Below are 22,876 nucleotides of genomic sequence, written 5' to 3'. Positions count from 1 at the left end.
GGGGTCAGAGTGTCAGGCCGGCGTCGGTGAGGAACGGGCCGGCCAGCAGGAGCGCGCCCGCTAGCAGGGCCGCCAGGTTCACCAGGGCGAAGACGCCAACCCAGAAGAGCGGCGGAAACGGGGTGAGCCCGGCGAGTTGGTCGGCGTCGGAGGCGGGCATGCGGCCCCGCGAGCGCAGCCGTTGCAGCTCGACCACCGGCCGCACCCCACCGAGCAGCAGAAACCACACCCCGGCGTACGCGAACGCGGCCTGGACCTGCGGCGTCGCGTACCACGAGACGGCGAACACCAGCGCCCCGGTGATCAGCAACGACACCACGCCGAAGACGTTGCGGATCATGACGAGCATGGCCAGCAGCAACGCCACTGCCACCCAGAGCAGCAGGGTGATCCGGTTGCCGCCGAGCAGCCAGGCGCCGGCCAGCCCCACCAGCGGCGGCGCGACGTATCCGGCGAGCAGGGTGAGGATCATGCCCGGCCCGGTGGGGCGGCCGGCGGAGAGCGTCAGCCCGGACGTGTCCGAGTGCAACCGGATGCCGTGCAGCTTGCGGCCGGTGAGCAGGGCGACCAGGGCGTGCCCGCCCTCGTGCGCGATGGTGATGGCGTTACGGGCGATCCGCCACGGCAGCCGCGTGGAGACCACCACGAGCGCTACGGCCCCGGTGATCAGCACCAGCAGCGCGGGCGGGTCCGTCTGCGCGCCGAACAGCGTGTCCCACAGGTCGCCCAGCCCGTCGATCGACATCATGGGGCGCGAGCCTACCGGCGGCGTTCCGTGTCGCTCCCGAGGCATCGGCTCGTATCCTGTGAAACTGATCGGGTGGCGAGTGAAGCGGGAGGTGAGCGCTGATGAGTGCGGAACCCCTGGGACACCACGTCGGCCTCTGGACCGAGGCCGACTACTTCGCCCTGGGTGAAACCCCGGACCGGATCGAGCTGCTCGACGGGAGCCTGATCGTGAGCCCTGCCCCGAGCAAGCGGCACCAGTTGGTGTCGTGGGAACTCGTCTACAGCCTGCGTCGAGCTGTGCGACCACAACCCCTGCTCGTCTTCGAGGCGGTCAATGTGCGGCTCGGGGTGGATCGGATCGTCATCCCCGATGTGGTTGTCGCGGACACCGACGACGAGGGCACGGCGGTGGAGGCCGCCGAGGTGGTGCTCGTCTGCGAGATCGTCTCGCCCGGCAACGCCGCTGCCGACCGGCTGATCAAGATGCAGCTCTACGCCATCGCGCGAATCCCCTGGTATCTGCTGGTCGAGCAGGACGGGGACGCTCACTCGTTGCGGCTGTTCCGGTTGGACGGTGAGCACTACGTCGAGGACCAGGTTGCCAAGCCCGGCGAGACGCTGGCGGTCGTCGAGCCGTTCCGCTGGCAGCTCGACCCGGCCACGCTCCGCTGATCCGTCCTGCCCCGATCATCGGGCCTTCACAGCCCGCCGATGAAACTTTTTTCCGGTCGGCCTTGTGATCTAGGGCACTTACCTCCAAAGATGAGTGTCGATAGAACGACGTCCTTGGAGGCACTCATGGCCCGTACCCGATCATCGCTGCGCCGCGCGCTCGCGGCCGGCCTCACCGTCCTCGCCACCGCGGCGGCGGCCCTGGTCGCGACCGCCGGACCGGCGGCCGCCGCCACCACACCCGGTGTCGACGTCTCCCGCTACCAGGGCAGCATCAACTGGACCAGCGTCCGCAACGCGGGCATCCAGTTCGCGTTCATCAAGGCGACCGAGGGCACCAGCTACAAGGACCCGAACTTCAACGCCAACTACGTCAACGCGTACAACGCCGGGGTGATCCGCGGGGCGTACCACTTCGCCCGCCCGAACATCTCCGCCGGCTCCACCCAGGCCAACTACCTGGCCTCCAACGGCGGGGCCTGGTCCGCGGACAGCCGCACCCTGCCGGCCGCGCTGGACATCGAGGGCAACCCGTACGCCGGTGGCTACTGCTACGGGCTCAGCACGACCGGAATGCGCAACTGGGTCCAGGACTTCCTGAACACCTACCGCTCCCGCACCGGCCGGTACGCGGTCATCTACACCACCACGAGCTGGTGGAACCAGTGCACCGGCAGCTGGACCGGCCCGTGGGCGAACCACCCGCTCTGGCTGGCCCGTTGGTCGAGCACCCCCGGTGCCCTGCCGGCCGGTGCGTCGGTGTGGAGCTTCTGGCAGTACACCAGCACCGGCGCGGTCTCCGGGATCAGCGGCAACGTGGACCGCAACTACTGGAACGGTGACCGGAGCCGCCTGATCGCGTTGGCCAACAACACCTGACCGGGCCGTTGGCGGCAGCGGGATCGACGGTCACCACACGGTCGACAATCGGTCCGGCTGCCGCCACACCACCGGGTACGGGTCAGGCCCGCCGCCGGCTCAACACCGGCACCACAGCATCCTCACTAGCCAGCGCACCCCTGCGGGTCAACCGCCAGGCAGCCACGCCAAAGCCGGCAACGATCACGACGCCGAGCAGTGCGATGAGCACCGAAACCCCCGCGCTGACCAGCAGCAGAATCGCGTCGCCGAGCGCCACGAGCATCCACAGTGCCAGCCGGGGCCGAGTGTCCCTCCGTCGGTAACCCATGTCGTGCCTCCTTCCGTCGTCGAAGGTCAATTACCCACGACGACGCAAGGTCATGCGAATGAGTTTCAGTCCTGACGGTCGGGCACGAAACCCTTGGCGATCCGGTCGAAGTTCGGCAGGTTGGCCTGCCAGTCCTTCTGGGCGATCTCCCACCGCAGGGCGTAACCGCGGTTCTTGGCCGTCACGAACCCACGGTTACGTACGTGGATCCGCTGCCCGTCCCGGGTCTCCAGCCACTCCCAGTCCCCGCAGGTCTTCCAGAAGTCGCAGGCCACGATGCTGAGGTACTGGTAGTTGTTGACGCGGCTTGCGCGGTTCGGCTCCTGCTCCCGCCAGTCCTTCACCGCGTCCTTCGCCGGCGTGTCGGTCCACTGCACGAGCAGCTCACCCGGCCCGTTGGACTGGTTGAAGACGACCGTGATGCCATCGACCTGGCTACGCACCCAGCCATCGGGCAGCGGCAGGGAGAAGCCGGCAGGATCCTTGTGCAGCTTCCAGCCCGCCGGCAGCGCGTTCGGGTCCACCGAGGGGGTGGCCGAGGCCGACGGGCTCGGCGCACCGGTGGTGGGTTGCGGAGGCGCGGCAGCGGAGGTCGGCGCGGGCGCGGAGGTCGCGGCGGCACCGGTCGGGTTGGCCTGTGGGCTCTTGTCGCCGTCCTTGGTCAGCATCGGCACGACGACCACGAGGCCGATCAGCAGCAGCGCGACCACGGCCCCGATCAGCAGGTTACGTCGGGTGTTGTTCGGCTTCGTGCCATCCGAGGGCGGCACCGCCGCGCGGCCAGCCGGACTCACCGGCGGCATGAGCGACGTCGGCGTGGTCGGCTTGCGCTGCTCCGGAGCCACCGGCGGACCGTCGACAACTGTCGGCTCGTCGTCGACGTCAGTCGTACCGCCGCCGCTCGTGTCGGAGGCCGCCGTGACCTTCGCGGTCGGCTCGGCATCGATCGGCTCGGCATCGGACGGACGGTCGACCGCGGCGGTCGGCTCGGCCGGCGCCGCTGCGGTCGGCTCGGCCGGCACAACCGCGGTCGGGTCGGCGACCGCACCGGAGGAGACGACGGCCGTCGGAGTGGCATCGGCGGCGGGGGTCGCGGCGGCAGCGGAGGTCGCGGCGGAGGTCGTCGGGGCGGCGGCCGGCGGCGGTGACACCGGCCGGTCGACACTCTCGGCCGGTCGGGGGGCCGGCACCACGGGCAGGCGCGGCTCGCGCGGACCGTTCGGCCCAGGCCGGCGTACGCCATCGAGCAGTGAGATCCCGCGCGACCGCTTGCCGGCGGCGCGGCGCAGCAACCGCTCGGCCACCTCGGCGGTGATCCGCTCGTTCGGGTCCTTGCGCAGCAGCCCGTTGAGGACGGCCTTGAGCGGACCCGCGTTCTTCGGCGGCGGAATCGGCTCGGTGGCCAACGCGGCCAGGGTGCCGATCGCCGAAGGCCGGGCGTACGGCGACTTGCCCTCGACCGCCGCGTAGAGCGTCGCGCCCAGCGACCACAGGTCGGCCTCCGGCCCGGCCGTGCCGTCCCGAGCGCGCTCCGGTGAGATGTACGCGGGCGAGCCGAGCACCATGCCGGTGCGGGTCACGTTGGGGTCACCGGGGATCGTGGCGAGACCGAAATCGGTCAGCACCACCCGGCCGTCGTCGCCGAGCAACACGTTGCCGGGCTTCACGTCGCGGTGCATGACGCCCGCCTTGTGCGCGGCGCTGAGCGCACCCAGCACGCCCAGGCCGATCTCCACCGTGCGGGCCACCGACACCGGGCCGTCCTCGGCGAGAGTGTCCTGCAACGACTTCGACGCCACGTACTCCATGACGATCCACGGATCGCCGTCGGTGCGCAGCACGTCGAAGATGCGGACGACGTTGGCGTGGTTGAGCCGGGCGATGGCCCGCGCCTCCCGCAACGAGCGCTCGCGCATCTCGCGGCGTTCCTCATCGGTGAGACCGGGCGGCGGCACCAACTCCTTGATGGCGACGTCCCGGTGCAGCACCTCGTCGCGCGCCTTCCACACCCGGCCCATGCCGCCCTGGCCGAGCGGCGACAGGAGCCGGTATCGGTCAGCGACGAGTTGGGGAAGCGCGTTCGACATCGGTGAGACGGTACCCGGACCCGCTGACGCTCACACCGCCGGCACGCCACTGTGCGCTTCGCGTAACTTCGCGCCGCGTACCCTGTCGGCATGTCTGCCGAAGAGCCGCTGTTCCGGGTCGTCCGCGGCGTGCCCACCGCCGAGGAGTTGGCCGCTCTGGTGGGGGCGATCATCGTCCGAACCCGTCCGGCCGCCGCCCCCGCCCCGGCGACCGAATCCGCCTGGGCGCGCAGCGGTCGACCCGGCGGCTCCCGCGGGTGGCGCGCCGCCGGCCTGCCCCGCTAACCCGAGACCTGCCGCACGGGGGCTGCCACGGTGGCGTTGAGCCGTTAACCTCACTCAGGGAAACGGTGCCGCTACGGGTAGGGAGGATCCATGATCCCCGAAGAGGACCGGCCAGCACCCTGGCTACGCGGTTACGGCGGCATCGAAGCCGACATCAGCCAGCTCAGAGAGTTCGCCGACCGGCTCGCCGCCGAGGTCGAGAGCAACTACGCGCCGCACCTGTCGTACATCGCCGAAGACATGTCCGCGAAGCTGCCCAACCCCTGCGACGCCTTCATCGAGCTGGTCACCTTCCTGCACGCCCACCACGAGACGCAGCAGGCCACCGCAGACATGGTGTACGCCGTCCGAGGCGCAACCGGCCACCTGGCCGCCGCCGCCGATCAGGTCGCCACCCACTACGCCGACAGCGACGCCTTCACCGCCGCCCGAGTGGTGGACGTGCAACGAGCCCTCGCCAACCCGGCCAGCGTCCTCCCCGGCGGCCCGACGCCAACCCTGACCGACCCGACCAGCCCCAACGCCGAAGGACCGGTGGTGCTGCCGTGATCGAACGGGGCACCGGCCGCACCTCCGGCCTCACCGACTGGCACCTCATGGACGTCAACAGCATGTGGGCCTGCCTCCAGGACCACGACACCGCCAACCACTGGAAACAGGTCGCCGGCTGGCGCAAGGTCTGCGACCTGGCGCAAACCCACCTCGGCCGCCTCCAGCAGTACCGACGCGGACTCGCCGAGGCATGGCCCCCCGAAACCAGCGCCGCCTCCCGCACCTACCTGGCCGAACTCGACGAACTCATCGACAAGGTGCAGCGCACCCACGACGCCGCCGCCGCGAACTACACCGCACTCTCCGCCGCAACCCAGGCCATCGGCACCACCCGCGCCGCACTCCGCAAGATCTACGAGGAGTACGCGACCAAGTTCCAGCAGAAGCAGGCGTACGAGTCAATGGTCGCCGACCCGAAAGCGGTGATGGGCAACCGAGCCACCGCGCCGCCTGTTGCTGATGGGGAACTGGAACGGCTCAACGTGCAGGCTCGATCGATGATGTTCAACCTCAGCGGCGAACTCCAACAAGCCCAAGCAACCCTTCAAAAACCACCCGCGGCTCCTCCGCGCCCAAGGCGAGACCCGTCAGACTCAGACGCTTATGACTCCGCGCCAATAATTCCGCCAATCCTACCTCTACCCATGACTGTCGGCGCAGCACCGTCTTCGCCTCCACCTAGCGCGACGGGTGGTTCGCAACCCGCCTCGATCACCCCTGTGATAGGTCCGATACTTGGCGGCACCAGCCCCGCAACTGCGCCAAGTGCTCAGATTCCTGGAATTCCCGGAATTGGAGTTACCACCCCGTCCCCCGGCATGGGAACGCCGACGCCGATCCCACCTGGCCCGATACCTCGGGCCCCAATCTTGCCCTCCGAGGGCAAGCCAGGAGTCGAAAATCGGCAGGTTCGCGGAAATAACAATGGCACCCCCTCCCCACAGACGCCGACGCGGTCAATGCCGCCGAGCGGAATTATCGGTGGACCACCTGGCCTGGGGCTAGGTCAGCCAGTATCCCCATCTAGCCCGACACGAAAGGTTAATCCAATTGGCGGCATAATTGGTGGCGGTGGCGCTGGCACCGCGCCTACCGGTGGAGCCGGTTCCCGGCCAGCCGGAGGCCGGGGTTTACCTGGACGGCATCAACTTCCGCCCATCGGTGGCGCCCCCGGGACGGGCGGCGCTACGGCTTCGGGTCTGGGCGCCATCTACCCGCCCAACCATCCCCCGCAAAGGGGACAGAACGCAGATCGGCGAGCTTGGGATCCCGATCATCCGTGGGAGATCGACCAAGGGGTAGACCCTGTCGTCCGCCCACCAGAGGAACAGAGCCCGCCTGATCCTGGCCCCGCAATCGGCTTCAACCGCTAATGAATCGCGACCGTCGAGCCCTGCGGATATTGTCGGCTATTTTTTCGGCAACACTGTCCGCAGTGCAAGCTTCGGCGGGAACAGGTGCTCAACTCCCGAGTGGCGAGCCCGGCGAGATTAACAGAATCAGATCGGATCAGTGGCACCTCAGTTACCTCAATACTTCCGACGCTCAACGCATTACCCGAGGAGCAGGGGTAACTGTCGCAGTCCCAGACACAGGAGTGCAACCGCACCCCGACCTCCGAAAAAACCTTCTCAAAGGCACTGACATCATCGCCGGCGGAGATGGCAGCGGGCAGTACGATCAGAACAGCCATGGCACCGGGATGGCTGGTTTAATCGCTGCGCATGGGCAAGGGGGAAACTCAGGTGCCTTGGGAATAGCTCCAGATGCGCAGATACTTCCAATTCGAGACACGCCCGTCGATGGCGAAGGCAAGGCCGAAGACTTGGCCGCCGGAATCGATTTTGCGGTCCTCAGCGGAGCTGATGTTATAAGTATCTCCTCGGTGGGCGGCGCCGGCATCCAATTGCGGCGATCAATAAGAGCAGCGCTCGCGGCAGGTGTGATCGTGGTGGCATCGAGTGGCAACCGCCCGCAGGATTCTGCAGTTGGTTATCCAGCGTCAGAGGATGGGGTTATCGCTGTCGGTGGAATCGACCGGGACGGCAAGCGTGCCGCCGTCTCGGTCACTGGGCCGGAGATTGACGTGGTTGCGCCCGCCGTCGACATCTACAGCACGAGCATCGACGGCAAGTATCGCAAGGGCACCGGCACCTCTGACGCGACGGCGATCGTCGCGGGCGCGGCTGCCTTGATCAGGTCCAAGTACCCATACCTGCCGGCCCGGGAGGTGGCGCACCGGCTCACGGCCACCGCCGTCGACAAGGGACCTCCTGGCCGCGACGACGAGTACGGCTACGGAGTGATCGATCTTGTGGCGGCGCTGACGGCAGACGTACCGCCGCTCGGGTTTGAATCGGTGAGCGCTCCGGCCGGTGCTGGCCCGACCACGACGGCTGGCGCTCAGTCAGGTGACGAAAGCGATAACGCGACTGCGCGCGGCCTGGCCACTCTCGGGGTGCTCGTGGCTGCCGGGGTTGGGTGGGCCGTGATGGCGCGACGACGCCGGCGTGGTGATGATCCGCCGCCCAGAATCAGTCGCTGATCGATCAACGAAGCCGTGATCCACTCGACTTTCAGGAAATCGCGGTGTCCGGGGCGACGGGATAGCGCGTTTTTCTGAAAGTCGAGTGGATCAAGGGCGCCCGACCGCAGGGGCCCGACCGCAAGGACGCCCGACCGCAAGGACGCCCGACCGCAAGGACGCCCGACCGGCGGTCGGGCGGTGGGTGCTGGGCGGGGTGTCGGTCTTGGTGAGGGCTGGGCGGTAACGTCGGGCTGGTGTCTGAGACTTTGCCGCTCCGCCTCGTGCTCGCTTCGGCGAGCCCTGCCCGTCGTAAGTTGCTCCAGGCTGCCGGCGTCGAGCCGGAGGTGCTGGTCAGTGGGGTGGACGAGTCCCTGGTGGTGACCGAGCGGGCCGAGGAGTTGTGCCTGGAGTTGGCTCGCCTGAAGGCGCAGGCGGTGTTGACCCGGCTGAACCCGACCGCCGATCAGCGGACGTTGGTGATCGGCTGCGACTCGGTGCTCGCCTTCGACGGGGAGATCCTCGGCAAGCCGGCGGATGCGGCTGATGCGACCCGGCGGTGGCTGCGGATGCGGGGACGCAGCGGCGTTCTGCACAGCGGGCACTGCCTGGTCGACGTTACTGCGGGTCGGCGGGCGGAGGCGGTCGCGTCGACCACGGTCCACTTCGCCGACATCAGTGACGACGAGATCGCCGCGTACGTGGCCACGGGTGAGCCGCTGGCGGTGGCTGGCGCGTTCACGATCGACGGGCTGGGTGGGCCGTTCGTGGAACGGATCGAGGGTGACCCGGGGACGGTGGTCGGGCTGTCGATGCCGCTGCTGCGCCAGCTCCTCGCCGAGCTGGATCTGCGGATCACCGACCTGTGGACGACTGTCGCGCCGGGCGGCCAAACGGTCGAGCCGCTCGGTAACGTCCGGTCATGACCACCAAGTCGATCCCGCTCACCAACGAGCTGCACGCCTATCTGGTCGCACACGGCTCCCCGCCGGACGAGATCATCCGTGACCTGGCCGAGGAGACCCGGGCGGTGCTGCCCGAGCACGCCACCATGCAGGTGGCTCCGGAGCAGGCCGCGTTCCTGACATTCCTCACCCGGCTGCTCGACGTGCGGCAGGCCGTCGAGGTCGGCACGTTCACCGGGCTCTCGTCGCTGGCGATCGCCCGCGGGTTGCCCGAGGGCGGGCGACTGACCTGCTTCGACATCTCCGAGGAGTTCACCGGAATCGCCCGGCGCTACTGGGCGCGGGCCGGCGTGCAGGATCTGATCGACCTGTGCATCGGCCCGGCTGCGGACGGGCTGCGGGAGTTGCCGCACGAGCGGCACCTGGACTTCGCGTTCATCGACGCGGACAAGACCGGCTACCCGATCTACTGGGCGGAGTTGGTGCCCCGGATGCGTCCGGGTGGGGTGATCGCCGTCGACAACGTGTTGCGTGGCGGGCGGGTCATCGCCCCGCAGGACGCCGGCGACCGGGCCATCGCCGCGTTCAACGACGAGGTCCTCGCGGACGTACGGGTGGACCCGGTGATGCTGCCGATCGCGGACGGCCTCACCCTCGCGCGCGTCCGCTGACCGCCGACAATCGCTGACCGTCGGCAACGCCGAACACGGATATTGGGGTGTCCCCACCAGGGGACACCCCAATATCAAGGAACGGCGAAGGCGGCGTCAGCGGACGCTGCGGGCGAACTGGCGGGCGGCCCAGTAGACGCCCAGCGCGGCGAGGACCGCGGTGATGCTGAGGCCCTGCCAGACCTTGTCGCTGCCCAGGTCACCGGCGAACAGCGCCCGGGTGCCGTCGACCGCCCAGGAGAACGGGTTCCAGTTGGCGATGCCCTGCAACCAGCCGGGTGCGAAGGTCAGCGGAAGCAGGATGCCGGAGAGCAGCAGCACCGGCTGCGCCACGGTGTTCATCAGCGGGGCCAGCGCGTCCTCGCTCTTGACCTTGAGGGCGACGCCGTAGGAGACGGCCGAGGTCATGAGGGCGATAAGGGCGAGCATCAGGTACGCCAGCAGCAGGTCCCCGATGAACACCCGCAGGTCGAAGATGAGCGCCAGGAGCGTGATGATGACCGCCTGCACCATGAGCGAGACCACGTCGCGCAGCGAGCGGCCGAGCAGCAGGGCGAGCCGGCTGATCGGGGTGACCCGGGAGCGTTCGATGACGCCGGCTCGCAGCTCGGCGATCAGGCCGAAGCCCTGGAACAGGCCACCGAAGATGGCCAGCAGCACCAGCAGACCCGGTACGAAGATCTTGTAGGCGGCGGCCTGGGTGGGCGCGTTCAGTGCGGGCTTGAGCAGCGGGGCGAAGAGCAGCAGGTACATGACCGGCTGGAACACGCCGACGAAGACCCAGACCGGGTTGCGTAGCAGGAGTTGGGTCTGGCGCTGGAAGATCAGCCACGTGTCACGGGCGAATTTCATGGGAGTCGTCTCCGGTGGTCAGGACTCGCGCAGCGAGCGGCCGGTCTTGGTGAGGAAGACGTCGTCCAGGCTGGGTCGGTGCAGCTCGATCGAGCGCAGCTCCAGCCCGGCGTGGTCGAGTCGGCGCAGCACCTGCGGAATGGCGGTGGCGCCCTCGTCGACGTAGAGGCGCAGGCCACCCTCGTCGACCGTCTCCAGCTTGTTGACGTACGGCTCGCCGTCGAGCGTCTGGGCGGCCTGCGGGGTGGCGGCCAGGTCGAGACCGACCAGCACCACGTCGCCGGAGATCTCCCGCTTGAGCTCGGTCGGCGTGCCCTCGGCAACCACCTCGCCGTTGTCCATGATCGCGATCCGGTCGCAGAGCGCGTCGGCCTCGTCCAGGTAGTGCGTGGTGATGAAGACGGTCATACCGTCGGCGCGGAGGCGGCGGATCTCGTCCCACATGTGGGCGCGGCTCTGCGGGTCGAGGCCGGTGGTCGGCTCGTCCAGGAAAACGATCTTCGGCTCGTGGATGATGCCGAGGGCGATCTCCACCCGGCGACGCTGGCCGCCGGAGTAGGTCTTGCACTTGCGGTCGGCGTACTCGGTGAGCTGGAAGGCGTCCAGTGCGCGGGCGGCGCGCCGCTGCGCGTCGGCCTTGCTGATGCCGTACATCCGGGCGTGCAGCACCAGCTCTTCGCGGGCGGTGGACTCGTCCCAGGTGCTGCCGCCCTGCGGGACGTACCCGATGCGGCGGCGCACCTCGGCCGGGTCCTTGCGCAGGTCGGCGCCCGCGATGGTGGCCTCGCCGCCGTCCGGCTCGATCAGCGTGGCGAGCATCCGCAGCGTGGTGGTCTTGCCGGCGCCGTTCGGGCCGAGGAAGCCGAAGATCTCGCCCTTGGCAACGTCAAGGTCGACGCCCCGCACGGCGTCCACCGTCTTCGTCTCTCGACCCGCGCGGGAGCGGAACGACTTCCGCACCCCCCTGGTCTCGATCATTTCTGCTCCTGGTCGTTCGGGCCGGTCGGGCCGGCCGTCGGGTGGGACGGCGCCGGACGGCGCACTCCCCCGCTGTGCCGCCAGCAGGCTAACGCGATATAGCTTTTTTAGTCAACGTTGATTATTCCGCGTCGGTGTCGAGCGGTTCCACGCCGTCCCGCCACCCCGACCAACCCTGCGCTTCATCCAGCTCAGCAGGCAGGTACGACACTCCGGAATCGATCCGCTCGGCGATCCGCTCGCACCAGGTCATCTCCGCCTCCGCCCGCGCCGACCACAGCTCGAACATCCAGCCGACGTGCGCCGGCTTGCGGTTGCGCACCCAGTCCGACTCCAGCGAGGCGCGCATGGACTCGACGCCGGCGCGCAGCAGGTTGGCCCGGTTACGCAGGGCGGCGGCCGCCTCGGCGCGCGGCATGGCCGGCAGGAAGGAGAAGGCCGCCACGAACGGGTCGGCGGGCTCGGTGATGGTCCACCAGGAGTTGCGCAGCAGCGTCTCGAACTCGTCCTCCCCCTTGACCGTCACCTCGTACGTGGTCCGCGCCGGACGGGCGCCCACCTGCTCGGTCGCGACGGCGCGGAGCAGCCCTTCCTCGGTGAGTTTGCGCAGGGCGTGATAGATCGATCCGGGCTGTATGTTCGCCCACTTGTCGGCGCTCCAGCTCAGCAGCTCACGGCGCACGTCATAGCCGTGCACGGGCTGCATCCACCGCACCAGACCGAGAATCATCATCCGAGTCGAAGACACCCGACAAGCGTAATAGCCAAGTTTGACTAAACCGTGGCGGGTGCAGTGCGGCATCCCACACTGAGCGATCGTTAGGGCCGCCGAGGGCGGCCGATACACTCCCCGTCAGTAACCTGCCCGGGAGGAGCCACGAAGGTGCGCAAGGTACTCATCGCCAACCGCGGCGAGATCGCCGTCCGGGTGATCCGCGCGTGCCGCGACGCCGGCCTGGGCAGCGTCGCCGTGTACGCGGACTCCGACCGCGACGCCCTGCACGCCACCCTCGCGGACGAGGCGTACGCGCTCGGCGGGGACAGCGCGACCGAGACCTACCTGCGCATCGACAAGCTGCTCGATGTCGCCGCTCGGGCCGGTGCCGACGCCGTACACCCGGGTTATGGCTTCCTCAGTGAGAACGCCGACTTCGCCCAGGCCGTCATCGACGCCGGGCTGACCTGGATCGGCCCCACCCCGCAGGCGATCCGCGACCTGGGCGACAAGGTCACCGCCCGGCACATCGCCCAGCGGGCCGGCGCACCGCTGGTCCCCGGCACCCCGGACCCGGTGGCCAGCCCGGACGAGGTGATGGCGTTCGCCGTCGACCACGGCCTGCCGGTCGCCATCAAGGCCGCCTTCGGTGGCGGCGGGCGCGGCCTCAAGGTCGCCCGCACGATGGAGGAGATCCCCCAGCTTTTCGAGTCGGCAACCCGGGAGGCGGTCGCGGCGTTCGGTCGGGGCGAGTGCTTCGTCGAGCGGTACCTCGACCAGCCCCGGCACGTCGAGGCGCAGGTCCTCGCCGACCAGCATGGCAACGTGATCGTGGTGGGCACCCGGGACTGCTCGTTGCAGCGACGTCACCAGAAGCTCGTCGAGGAGGCGCCCGCGCCGTTCCTCACCGACGCCCAGCGCGCGCAGATCCACGAGAGCGCCAAGGCGATCTGCCGCGAGGCCGGCTACCACGGCGCCGGCACTGTGGAATACCTGGTCGGCGTCGACGGCACCATCTCCTTCCTGGAGGTCAACACGCGACTCCAGGTCGAGCACCCGGTCACCGAGGAGACCGCCGGCATCGACCTGGTCCGCGAGCAGTTCCGGATCGCCGACGGAGAGAAGCTGCGGATCACCGAGGACCCGACGCCGCGCGGGCACGCGATCGAGTTCCGGATCAACGGCGAGGACCCGGGCCGCAACTTCCTGCCCGCCCCCGGCACTGTCACCGCGCTGCGCCTGCCCAGCGGGCCGGGTGTGCGGGTCGACACCGGCATCTCGGCCGGCGACGTGATCGGCGGCAACTTCGACTCACTGCTCGCCAAGGTGATCATCACGGGTGAGACGCGGACCGAGGCGCTGGAGCGCGCCCGCCGCGCGCTGGACGAGATGGTCCTCGACGGGATGGCCACGGCGCTGCCGTTCCACCGGCTCGTCGTGCGGGACGAGGCGTTCACCGCCGAGCCGTTCGCCGTGCACACCCGGTGGATCGAGACCGAGTTCCACAACACCGTGCCGCCGTTCACCGCCGCCGCCGGCGCCGCCGAGGCGCCGGCCGAGCGCGACACCGTCGTGGTCGAGGTGGGCGGCAAGCGCCTCGAGGTCAGCCTCCCCGCCGGCTTCGGCGGGAGTACGACCACCGCGGCACCCGCCGCCCGCAAGCCGACCCGGCGCGGCGGCGGTGCCAAGGCCGGTGCTCCGGTCGGCGGCGACGCGCTCACCTCGCCGATGCAGGGCACCATCGTCAAGATCGCGGTGGCGGACGGCGACACCGTGGCCGAGGGCGACCTGGTCGTGGTGCTGGAGGCGATGAAGATGGAGCAGCCGCTGCACGCTCACAAGGCGGGTACGGTCAGCGGTCTCAGCGCCGAGGTCGGCGCCGTGATCACCGCCGGTGCCCCCATCTGCACCATCGCCTGAGCCGGCTGGCGGCGGTCAGCGCAGGGCTTCGGCGGCGACCGCGCGGACGGTGGCGGTCAGGGCGTTCAGCACGTCGGACTCCAACCGCCAGTGCTGCCAGTACAGCGGAACGTCGAGGTGTCGGCCCGGCGCGAGGTCGACGCACCGACCGGCGGTCAGGTCGGCCTGAGCGATCTGTTCCGGCACCAGACTCCAGCCCAGCCCGAGCCGGATCGCCTCGCTGAAAGCCGGCACCGACGGCACGTAGTGCACCGGCGGGTCGAGCGGTCGACCGACCACCGCCCTGATGAACCGGTGTTGCACCCGGTCCTTCCGGTCGAAGACCACGAGCGGGGTGCTCGCCATCGCGGCGGCGGTGAATCCTCCGGCGAAGTGGGACGCCGCGAATTCCGGGGTGGCCAACGCGCGGTAGCGCATTGCCCCGAGTCGCAGCACGCGACAGCCCTGCACGGCCTCCCGCTGGGCGGTGACCGCTGCCGTCACCGAACCGTCGCGGAGCAGCTCGGCGGTGTGGTCCTGATCGTCCTGCCGCAGGTCGAACGAGAGCCCGGCCCGCTGCGGCAACCGGGCCAGCGCGGCGGGAAACCAGGTGGCCAGCGAGTCCGCGTTGACCACCACCGCGACCCGGATCCGGCCACCACCGGCCAGCGGGCCGCGGGCATCGGCCAGAGCCTCCCGTTCGAGCAGCGCGAGCTGGCCGGCCAGGCGCAGCAGCGGACGGCCGGCGTCGGTTGCCACGCACGGACGGGCGCGGCGGACCAGCACCTGGCCGACGGTCTCCTCCAGCGCCTTGATCCGTTGGCTCACCGCCGACGGCGTGACGTGCAGCAGCCGGGCCGCCGCGTCGAAGCTGCCCTCCGCCACCACCGCCGCGAGCGTCCGTAGCTGTGCCGAGTCGAGACCATGCATCAGCAGAGCTTAAGTTGCGTCAGAATCTTTAGTTGGACTGGTGGCTGTCGACGGTCCTAGCGTCGACTCCGTGCTCACCTCCGCCGTCGCCGGCTTCTCAATCTCCATCGCGCTCATCGTCGCCATCGGCGCCCAGAACGCCTTCGTCCTGCGCCAGGGCCTGCGACGGGAGCACGTCGTACCCGTGGTGCTCACCTGCGCCGCGTCGGACGCACTGCTGATCATGGCGGGAGTGGCAGGGGTCGGTTCGCTGGTGACCGGCCGACCGGGCCTGCTGATGGCGATCCGCTGGGGCGGTGCGGCCTTCCTGCTCTGCTACGCGGGGCTCGCCGCCCGCCGCGCCCTGCATCCCGGCGCCCTGCTGCCCACCGAGCGGCCGCCGGCCACGTTGGGGGTGACCCTGCTCGCCTGCGTCGCCTTCACCTACCTGAACCCACACGTCTACCTGGACACCGTGCTGCTCCTGGGCAGCGTGGCCCAACAACACCCACATCGGTGGGTCTTCGGCGCCGGCGCCGCCCTGGCCAGTGTGGTCTGGTTCACCGCGCTCGGCGTCGGCGCGCAGCGCCTCGCACCGCTGCTCGCCCGCGCCGTCGCCTGGCGGGTGCTGGACGCGGTCATCGCCGTCGTGATGGCAGTGCTCGCCGTGGCACTTCTGCTGGGCTGACCGGTTCGTACCCGGCCGCGCCCTCCGTGGCACTTCCACCGGGCTGCCGGCACATCCGGCGAGCACCGACGGCGCCACCGGGACCAGGACCAACGACGATGCGAGTGTTTTCCGCGACCACCGACGGTGGAACTGGCCGCGAGCGGGAATGATTGCCTGGTGCAGTTCCTTCACGGCGCGGCTCCCGCGCACGACCTGACCTATACCGACGTCTTCATGGCGCCGGCCCGCTCCGATCTGGGATCCCGGCTCGACGTCGACCTCTCCACCGGCGACGGCACCGGCACCACCATTCCGTTGGTGGTGTCGAACATGACCGCGGTCGCCGGACGGCGGATGGCGGAGACGGTCGCCCGCCGGGGTGCCATCACGGTGATCCCGCAGGACATTCCGATCGAGGTGGTGGCGGATGTCGTCGCCTGGGTCAAGCAGCGCCACCTGGTCTACGACACGCCGATCACGCTGGGCCCGACCGAGACCGTGGGCGATGCCATCCACCTGCTGCCCAAGCGCTCGCACGGTGCGGTGATCGTGGTCGACGACGCCGGCCGGCCGATGGGTGTGGTCACCGAGGCGGACACCACGGGCGTGGACCGCTTCGCGCAGCTGCGTCACGTGATGTCCACCGAACTGCACACCGTCCCGGCGGACGCGGATCCTCGTACCGGTTTCGATCTGCTCTCGGCGGGCCGTCGCCGACTCGCCCCGGTGGTGGACGCCGAGGGTCGGCTGGTCGGGGTGCTGACCCGACAGGGCGCGTTGCGCGCCACCCTCTACACACCGGCCGTGGACGACCGGGGTCGGCTTCGGATCGCGGCGGCCGTCGGGATCAACGGGGACGTGACCGGCAAGGCCGCGGCGCTGCTGGAGGCGGGGGTGGACACGTTGGTCGTGGACACCGCGCACGGCCACCAGGCACGGATGATCTCCGCCCTTCAGGCGGTCCGGAAGCTTGACCCGGGGGTGCCGGTGGCGGCCGGCAACGTGGTCACCGCCGAGGGCGTACGCGACCTGGTGGAGGCGGGGGCGGACATCATCAAGGTCGGCGTCGGCCCGGGGGCGATGTGTACCACCCGGATGATGACCGGCGTGGGCCGACCGCAGTTCTCCGCCGTGCTCGACTGTGCGGCCGCCGCCCGCCAACTGGGCCGGCACGTGTGGGCCGACGGCGGGGTGCGGCACCCCCGGGACGTGGCGCTGGCCCTCGCCGCCGGCGCGTCGAACGTGATGATCGGCTCCTGGTTCGCCGGCACCTACGAGTCCCCCGGTGACCTCTACACCGATGCGGACGGCCGGCGGTACAAGGAGAGCTTCGGGATGGCCTCGGCTCGGGCGGTCAGTGCCCGAACCGCCGACGACAGCCCGTACGACCGGGCCCGCAAGGCGGTTTTCGAGGAGGGCATCTCCTCGGCCCGGATGCACCTGGACCCGGCCCGCCCCGGCGTCGAGGACCTGATCGACGAGATCATCGCGGGGGTACGCAGCGCCTTCACCTACGCGGGCGCACGGGACCTCACCCAGTTCCACGAGCGGGCCATCGTCGGCGTGCAGAGCGCCGCCGGCTTCACCGAAGGAATGCCCCTCCCCACCAGCTGGTAACCCCGGCCCCAGCCCCGGCCCCCGGCCCCCGGCCCCCGGCCCCCGGCCCCGACAAAGTTGATCATGAGGTTATCGCGTCCCGCATCGGCGTGTCGTGGCGGTAACCTCATGATCAACCGAGGAGGGCCGGGGGGCGGCGGGGGAACCTCGGTCCGAGGAGGGCCGGGGTCGGCGGGGGAACCTCGGTGTCAGGTCGACAGCCGGCGCAGCACGGCGCGGGCTGCCTCGCGGGGGTTGTCGCCCACCCGGTCGGGCAGCGCGCCGGCCAACCAGAGGGTGGCGAAGCCGTGCGCGATTGACCAGGCCGCGAGCGAGTCCCGGTCGGTGTCGGCGGGCGCGCCGCCGCCGGACAGCGCCGCCACCCCGGAGCGGAGCGCGGCGCCGGCCCGACCCCGCGCCGCGATCAGCTCGGCGTCGTCGGCCCGGTAGAGCTCCGGCCGGAACATCACCTCGAAGTACGCCCGGTGCGTGACGGCGAAGTCGACGTACGCGACGCCGGCCTCCAACAGGTCGTCATCCGCCTCGGTCAACGTCTGGGCCAGCAGGTCGAAGCCCTGCGCGGCAAGCGCGGTGAGCAGGCCCGCCTTGTCGCCGAAGTGGTGTGCGGGCGCGGCGTGCGAGACACCGGACCGGCGGGCCAGGTCGCGCAGGCTCAGCGCGGCGGGTCCGACCTCGCCGACGGCCTCCAGCGCTGCGGCGAGCAGGGCGCGGCGCAGGTCGCCGTGGTGGTAGGCGCGGGTGTCGGTCATACGCGAATCCTATCTTGCCATTGACAAGATGCACCCCTGACGCGCAATCTTGTCACTGGCAAGTTTCACGGAGGAGGATTCCGATGGCACCCCTGATCGCCTTGATCGTCGGCACCGCGCTGGCCCGAATCGTCGGCCTGGCGGGCATCTCCGCACTGGACGGCTGGCATCCCGCGCTGCGCGTCGGGCTGGCCGTGATGTTCACGCTCACCGCCGTCGCGCACTTCGTCGGCCAGCGCCGCGCCGACCTGATCGCGATGGTCCCGCCCCGGTTGCCCCGGCCGGACCTGCTGGTCACCGTGACCGGCGTACTGGAACTGGCCGGCGCGGTCGGCCTCCTGGTGCCGGCGACAGCCCGGGTCGCGGCGGCCGGCCTCGGCCTACTCATGCTCGCCATGTTCCCGGCCAACGTCTCGGCCGCCCGCCGCGAACTGACCCTCGCCGGCCGCCCGGTCACCCCGCTCGCACAGCGGACCGCCCTACAGATCGTGTTCGTGGCCACCGCTGCGGCAATTTCGTTTGGCCCCTGACTATCAGGGGGCTAACCTACCGTTCGTGGAACTCGTGACCCTCCAGGACGTGCCGCTCGGCCGGCTGCTGGTGGTGGCCGGGCACCTGGTCGGGCAGCGGTGGAACCGCTACCTCGCCGAGGAGCACGGCCTCACCCAGGCCGGCATGATCACCCTGATGACGCTCGCCCGACACGGCGAGCTGCCGCACCGGACGGTCGCCGAGAAGGGGTTCGTCCGGCCGGCGACCCTGACCGGCATCGTCGACACGCTCGAGCGCGACGGTCTGGTCGAGCGCCAGCGCGACGACAACGACCGACGCAGCATCCGACTCGCCATCACCCCCGCCGGGCGGGAACGGGTGGCCGCGCTCGGCGCGCTCATGCACTCCGGACGGCCCCTCACCTCGGTCGACGCCGACCCGGTGAAGGCCCAGGTGATCCGGGAGTTCCTGCTTGAGGTCATCGGCAGCGGAGACGACCCGCGGATGACCGGACGCCCAACCGAAACGAAGGACCCGGCGTGCTGATCCGACTCCTGCGCGGCCAACTGCGCACCTATCAGAGACCGTTGCTGGCGGTCGTGCTGCTCCAGTTCGTGGGCACCATGGCCTCGCTCTACCTGCCCAGCCTCAACGCGGACATCATCGACCAGGGTGTGGCCCGGGGCGACACCGACTACATCGTGCGCACCGGCGGCTGGATGCTGCTGGTCAGCCTGATCCAGATCGTCTGCTCGATCGCGGCGGTCTACCTGGGCGCCCGGGTCGCGATGGGCTTCGGCCGCGACGTACGCGCCGAACTGTTCGGGCACGTCAACCGCTTCTCCGCCCGTGAGGTGGCCCGGTTCGGGGCACCGTCGCTGATCACCCGCAACACCAACGACGTGCAGCAGGTGCAGATGCTCGTGCTGATGAGCTGCACGATGCTGGTCGCCGCACCGATCATGAGCGTCGGCGGTGTGTTCATGGCGTTGCGTGAGGACGTCGGGCTCTCCTGGCTGATGCTGGTCAGCGTGCCGGTGCTGGCCATCGCCCTCGGCGCGATCATCCGTCGGATGGTGCCGGGCTTCCGGCTGATGCAGACCCGCATCGACACTGTCAACCGGGTGCTGCGGGAGCAGATCACCGGCATCCGGGTGGTCCGTGCGTTCGTTCGAGAGCCGTACGAGACGGACCGCTTCGGCGTCGCGAACGCCGACCTGACCGCGACCGCGCTGCGTACCGGTCGGTTGCTGGCGTTGATCTTCCCGGTGGTCATGCTGGTGCTGAACGTCTCCAGCGTGGCGGTGCTCTGGTTCGGTGCGCAGCGGGTGGACGCCGGCGCGATCCAGGTCGGCGCGCTCACCGCGTTCCTGCAGTACCTGATGCAGATCCTGATGGCGGTCATGATGGCCACCTTCATGCTGATGATGGTGCCGAGGGCAGCGGTCTGCGCCGAGCGGATCGTCGAGGTGCTGGACACCGACTCCTCGGTGGTCCCGGCCGCCGCGCCGGTCACCGAACTGCCCACCCGAGCAGAGTTGGAGCTGCGCAGGGTGCGCTTCCAGTACCCGGGCGCGGTGGAGCCGGTGCTGCGCGACATCTCCTTCCGGGCGACCCCGGGCACCACCACGGCGATCATCGGCAGCACCGGCGCGGGCAAGACGACGCTGCTGTCGCTGATCCCCCGCCTGGTCGACGTCACCGACGGCGCCGTGCTGGTCGACGGGGTGGACGTGCGGGAGTTGGCTCCGGACGAGCTGTGGCGACGCATCGGCCTGGTGCCGCAGCGGCCGTACCTGTTCACCGGGACGGTCGCCAGCAACCTGCGCTACGGCAACCCGGACGCCACCGACGAGGAGCTGTGGACGGCGCTGGAGATCGCCCAGGCCCGGGACTTCGTGGCCCAGATGCCCGGCGGGCTGGACGCCCCGATCGCGCAGGGCGGCACCACCGTCTCCGGTGGGCAGCGGCAGCGCCTGGCCATCGCCAGGGCCCTGGTCCGGCAACCGGAGATCTACCTCTTCGACGACTCGTTCTCCGCGCTCGACCTGGGCACCGACGCGCGGCTGCGAGCGGCCCTGCGGCCGGTCACCGCGCAGGCGGCGGTGGTGATCGTGGCCCAGCGGGTTTCCACGATCATCGACGCCGATCAGATCATCGTCCTGGAAAACGGAGGGGTCGTCGGAGTGGGACGACATGCCGAGTTGTTGGAAACCTGCCCGACGTACGCCGAGATTGTGGCCTCGCAGCAGACCACGGAGGTGGCGGCATGAGCGAGCGTGACGAGCCGCGCACCGCGGCCGTACCCAGTCAGAAGCCGGCCGGCGACGGACGGACGCCGGATGAGACCGCGCAGCAAGCCGGCGGGGAAACCGCGCCGGAGACCAGCAGTGGCGCGCCGACGCCGAAGCGGCTGCCGCCCGGCCGTCAGGGCGGCGGCCCGGGATGGATGAGCGCCGGAATGCCCGCCGAGAAGTCGATGAACTTCGGGCCGTCGGCCCGACGGCTGCTCGGCCGGCTGCGCTCGCACCGGCTGCACCTGGCCGCGATCATCACGTTGGCAGTGGTGAGCGTCGGGTTCAGCGTGGCCGGGCCGAAGATCCTCGGCCACGCCACCGACCTGATCTTCACTGGGGTGATCGGTCGGCAACTGCCCGCCGGCACCACCGCCGAGCAGGCCGTCGCGGCGGCCCGGGCCAGCGGCAACGACAGCTTCGCCGACATGCTGGCCCGGATGGACGTGGTGCCCGGGGTGGGCATCGACTTCAGCGCCCTGAGCCGGGTGCTGCTGCTGGCGCTCGGGCTCTACCTCGCGGCGAGCCTGCTGTCCTGGTGGCAGGGTTGGCTGCTCAACGGCGTGGTCCAGCGCACCGTGCTGCGGCTGCGCGCCGAGGTGGAGGAGAAGCTCAACCGGCTACCGCTGCCCTACTTCGACCGGCAGCCGCGCGGTGAGTTGCTCAGCCGGGTCACCAACGACATCGACAACATCTCCACCAGCCTCCAGCAGACCCTCAGCCAGCTACTCACCTCGCTGCTGACTGTCGTCGGCGTGCTGGCCGTGATGTTCTGGATCTCGCCGGTGCTGGCCCTGGTGGCCCTGGTCGCGGTGCCGTTGTCGGTGCTGGTCACCCAGCGCATCGCCAAGCGCTCGCAGAAGCAGTTCATCGCCCAGTGGACGCACACCGGCGAGTTGAACGGCCAGATCGAGGAGGCGTACACCGGTCATGAGCTGGTGAAGGTCTTCGGCCGGCAGCGTGAGGTGGAGGCCGCGTTCCACGCGAAGAACGAGGAGCTGTTCCGGGCCAGCTTCGGGGCACAGTTCATCTCCGGGATCATCATGCCGTCGATGATGTTCATCGGGAACCTGAGCTACGTGGCGATCGCCGTGGTCGGCGGGCTGCGGGTCGCCTCCGGCACGATGAGCCTCGGTGACGTGCAGGCCTTCATCCAGTACTCCCGCCAGTTCACCCAGCCGCTCACCCAACTCGCCTCGATGGCCAACCTGCTCCAGTCCGGGGTGGCCTCGGCCGAGCGGGTCTTCGCGGTGCTCGACGCGGACGAACAGACCCCCGACCCGGTCGCGCCGGCCCGGGTCACCGACCCGCACGGTCGTGTCGAGTTCGAGCACGTCTCGTTCCGCTACGAGCCGGACAAGCCGCTGATCGACGACCTGTCGCTGGTCGCCGAGCCCGGGCACACAGTGGCAATCGTCGGCCCGACCGGTGCCGGCAAGACCACCCTGGTCAACCTGGTGATGCGGTTCTACGAGCTGGACGCCGGCCGGATCACGCTCGACGGGGTGGACATCACCACGATGCGCCGCGACGACCTGCGCGGCCGGATCGGCATGGTGCTCCAGGACACCTGGCTGTTCGGCGGCACCATCCGGGACAACATCGCCTACGGGCGGCCCGACGCGACCGAGGAGGAGATCCTCGCCGCCGCCCGGGCCACCTTCGTGGACCGGTTCGTGCGCAGCCTGCCCGACGGTTACGACACCGTCATCGACGAGGAGGGCAGCAACGTCAGCGCCGGCGAGAAGCAGCTCATCACCATCGCGCGGGCGTTCCTCGCCGAGCCGTCACTGCTGATCCTCGACGAGGCCACCAGTTCGGTGGACACCCGCACCGAGGTGCTGCTGCAACGGGCGATGGCCGCGCTGCGCTCGGACCGGACCAGCTTCGTGATCGCACACCGGCTCTCCACCATCCGCGACGCCGACCTGATCCTGATGATGGAGGACGGTCGGATCGTCGAGCAGGGCACACACGAGCAGTTGCTCGCCGCCCAGGGCGCGTACCACCGGCTCTACCGCTCACAGTTCACCGGCGCGGTGGTCGACGAGGAACCGGCCGCCCAACCGGCGTCGGTCTGAGGTCGG

At 70.0% G+C, this 22,876-nt stretch carries 22 protein-coding genes; 14 read left to right on the top strand and 8 right to left on the bottom strand.

Annotation, left to right across the window (positions count from 1 at the left end; genetic code table 11):
• Positions 1 to 4: 4 nt before the first annotated feature.
• On the bottom strand, positions 5 to 748 hold the full coding sequence (locus MED15_RS15000) for a M50 family metallopeptidase (protein ID WP_112581909.1): 744 nt from the start codon (positions 746 to 748) through the stop codon (positions 5 to 7).
• 101 nt (positions 749 to 849) lie between these two features.
• On the opposite strand from MED15_RS15000, the gene MED15_RS14995 reads away from it, so the two are divergent.
• Together MED15_RS14995 and MED15_RS14990 are read left to right on the top strand one after the other, a co-directional pair.
• Positions 850 to 1,401 (top strand): Uma2 family endonuclease, encoded by a 552-nt coding sequence (locus tag MED15_RS14995; protein WP_112581907.1) that lies wholly within the window; start codon positions 850 to 852, stop codon positions 1,399 to 1,401.
• Between the two features lie 126 nt (positions 1,402 to 1,527).
• Complete coding sequence (locus MED15_RS14990) at positions 1,528 to 2,280, top strand: GH25 family lysozyme (protein WP_112581905.1); 753 nt, start codon at positions 1,528 to 1,530, stop codon at positions 2,278 to 2,280.
• A gap of 82 nt (positions 2,281 to 2,362) precedes the next feature.
• Here MED15_RS14990 and MED15_RS14985 read toward each other — a convergent pair whose 3' ends face one another.
• Both MED15_RS14985 and MED15_RS14980 read right to left on the bottom strand, forming a co-directional pair.
• A complete protein-coding gene (locus MED15_RS14985) occupies positions 2,363 to 2,590 on the bottom strand; it encodes a hypothetical protein (protein ID WP_112581902.1) in 228 nt (75 codons plus the stop codon).
• 65 nt (positions 2,591 to 2,655) lie between these two features.
• Positions 2,656 to 4,677: a serine/threonine-protein kinase gene (locus tag MED15_RS14980; protein WP_112735947.1), complete on the bottom strand. Its 2,022-nt coding sequence runs from the start codon at positions 4,675 to 4,677 to the stop codon at positions 2,656 to 2,658.
• Between the two features lie 90 nt (positions 4,678 to 4,767).
• Here MED15_RS14980 and MED15_RS14975 point away from each other — a divergent pair, with 90 nt between their 5' ends.
• The 5 genes from MED15_RS14975 (at position 4,768) to MED15_RS14950 (ending at position 9,614) form a co-directional block, all read left to right on the top strand.
• Positions 4,768 to 4,962, top strand: coding sequence for an acyl-CoA carboxylase subunit epsilon (locus tag MED15_RS14975; RefSeq protein WP_112601931.1), 195 nt, complete (start codon positions 4,768 to 4,770; stop codon positions 4,960 to 4,962).
• Between the two features lie 90 nt (positions 4,963 to 5,052).
• Positions 5,053 to 5,511: a hypothetical protein gene (locus tag MED15_RS14970; protein WP_112601932.1), complete on the top strand. Its 459-nt coding sequence runs from the start codon at positions 5,053 to 5,055 to the stop codon at positions 5,509 to 5,511.
• 1,429 nt (positions 5,512 to 6,940) lie between these two features.
• A complete protein-coding gene (mycP, locus tag MED15_RS14960; RefSeq protein ID WP_244220488.1) occupies positions 6,941 to 8,059 on the top strand; it encodes a type VII secretion-associated serine protease mycosin in 1,119 nt (372 codons plus the stop codon).
• Positions 8,060 to 8,295: 236 nt separating this feature from the next.
• Positions 8,296 to 8,964 carry a Maf family protein gene (locus tag MED15_RS14955; protein ID WP_112581895.1) on the top strand — a complete coding sequence of 223 codons (669 nt, stop codon included), beginning with the start codon at positions 8,296 to 8,298 and terminating at the stop codon, positions 8,962 to 8,964.
• Positions 8,961 to 9,614: an O-methyltransferase gene (locus MED15_RS14950; RefSeq protein ID WP_112601934.1), complete on the top strand. Its 654-nt coding sequence runs from the start codon at positions 8,961 to 8,963 to the stop codon at positions 9,612 to 9,614. The genes MED15_RS14955 and MED15_RS14950 overlap by 4 nt, the downstream gene beginning before the upstream one ends.
• A gap of 96 nt (positions 9,615 to 9,710) precedes the next feature.
• Here MED15_RS14950 and MED15_RS14945 read toward each other — a convergent pair whose 3' ends face one another.
• From MED15_RS14945 to MED15_RS14935, 3 genes are all read right to left on the bottom strand, one after another.
• A complete protein-coding gene (locus tag MED15_RS14945) occupies positions 9,711 to 10,466 on the bottom strand; it encodes an ABC transporter permease (protein WP_091394415.1) in 756 nt (251 codons plus the stop codon).
• Positions 10,467 to 10,484: 18 nt separating this feature from the next.
• Positions 10,485 to 11,444 carry an ATP-binding cassette domain-containing protein gene (locus MED15_RS14940; RefSeq protein WP_112735945.1) on the bottom strand — a complete coding sequence of 320 codons (960 nt, stop codon included), beginning with the start codon at positions 11,442 to 11,444 and terminating at the stop codon, positions 10,485 to 10,487.
• A gap of 121 nt (positions 11,445 to 11,565) precedes the next feature.
• The gene (locus MED15_RS14935; RefSeq protein ID WP_112581892.1) at positions 11,566 to 12,177 is read right to left on the bottom strand and encodes a PadR family transcriptional regulator; all 612 of its coding nucleotides are present in this window, start codon (positions 12,175 to 12,177) and stop codon (positions 11,566 to 11,568) included.
• 150 nt (positions 12,178 to 12,327) lie between these two features.
• Here MED15_RS14935 and MED15_RS14930 point away from each other — a divergent pair, with 150 nt between their 5' ends.
• Positions 12,328 to 14,079, top strand: coding sequence for an acetyl/propionyl/methylcrotonyl-CoA carboxylase subunit alpha (locus MED15_RS14930; protein ID WP_112601936.1), 1,752 nt, complete (start codon positions 12,328 to 12,330; stop codon positions 14,077 to 14,079).
• Between the two features lie 15 nt (positions 14,080 to 14,094).
• Here MED15_RS14930 and MED15_RS14925 read toward each other — a convergent pair whose 3' ends face one another.
• The gene (locus MED15_RS14925; RefSeq protein ID WP_112581889.1) at positions 14,095 to 14,988 is read right to left on the bottom strand and encodes a LysR family transcriptional regulator ArgP; all 894 of its coding nucleotides are present in this window, start codon (positions 14,986 to 14,988) and stop codon (positions 14,095 to 14,097) included.
• A 70-nt stretch (positions 14,989 to 15,058) separates the two neighbouring features.
• Between MED15_RS14925 and MED15_RS14920 the strand changes: the two genes are divergently transcribed.
• The gene (locus tag MED15_RS14920; RefSeq protein WP_112581887.1) at positions 15,059 to 15,655 is read left to right on the top strand and encodes a LysE/ArgO family amino acid transporter; all 597 of its coding nucleotides are present in this window, start codon (positions 15,059 to 15,061) and stop codon (positions 15,653 to 15,655) included.
• Positions 15,656 to 15,814: 159 nt separating this feature from the next.
• Positions 15,815 to 17,254: a GuaB1 family IMP dehydrogenase-related protein gene (locus MED15_RS14915; RefSeq protein ID WP_112581885.1), complete on the top strand. Its 1,440-nt coding sequence runs from the start codon at positions 15,815 to 15,817 to the stop codon at positions 17,252 to 17,254.
• A gap of 188 nt (positions 17,255 to 17,442) precedes the next feature.
• Here MED15_RS14915 and MED15_RS14910 read toward each other — a convergent pair whose 3' ends face one another.
• Positions 17,443 to 18,003, bottom strand: a complete 561-nt coding sequence (locus tag MED15_RS14910; RefSeq protein WP_112735943.1) for a TetR/AcrR family transcriptional regulator — start codon at positions 18,001 to 18,003, stop codon at positions 17,443 to 17,445.
• A gap of 83 nt (positions 18,004 to 18,086) precedes the next feature.
• Here MED15_RS14910 and MED15_RS14905 point away from each other — a divergent pair, with 83 nt between their 5' ends.
• From MED15_RS14905 to MED15_RS14890, 4 genes are read left to right on the top strand one after another with little or no spacing between them, the layout of a single operon-like run.
• On the top strand, positions 18,087 to 18,533 hold the full coding sequence (locus tag MED15_RS14905; RefSeq protein ID WP_112735941.1) for a DoxX family protein: 447 nt from the start codon (positions 18,087 to 18,089) through the stop codon (positions 18,531 to 18,533).
• Between the two features lie 25 nt (positions 18,534 to 18,558).
• Positions 18,559 to 19,041, top strand: coding sequence for a MarR family winged helix-turn-helix transcriptional regulator (locus tag MED15_RS14900; RefSeq protein WP_112730727.1), 483 nt, complete (start codon positions 18,559 to 18,561; stop codon positions 19,039 to 19,041).
• A complete protein-coding gene (locus MED15_RS14895; protein ID WP_112588189.1) occupies positions 19,035 to 20,768 on the top strand; it encodes an ABC transporter ATP-binding protein in 1,734 nt (577 codons plus the stop codon). Before MED15_RS14900 ends, MED15_RS14895 begins: the two co-directional genes overlap by 7 nt.
• On the top strand, positions 20,765 to 22,870 hold the full coding sequence (locus MED15_RS14890; RefSeq protein WP_373861103.1) for an ABC transporter ATP-binding protein: 2,106 nt from the start codon (positions 20,765 to 20,767) through the stop codon (positions 22,868 to 22,870). The genes MED15_RS14895 and MED15_RS14890 overlap by 4 nt, the downstream gene beginning before the upstream one ends.
• Positions 22,871 to 22,876: the final 6 nt, after the last annotated feature.

It is taken from the genome of Micromonospora noduli (assembly GCF_003264475.1).
Lineage (GTDB): Bacteria > Actinomycetota > Actinomycetes > Mycobacteriales > Micromonosporaceae > Micromonospora > Micromonospora noduli.
Note: the sequence above shows the minus strand (reverse complement) of the source record. Positions and strands in the feature narration are given on the sequence as shown.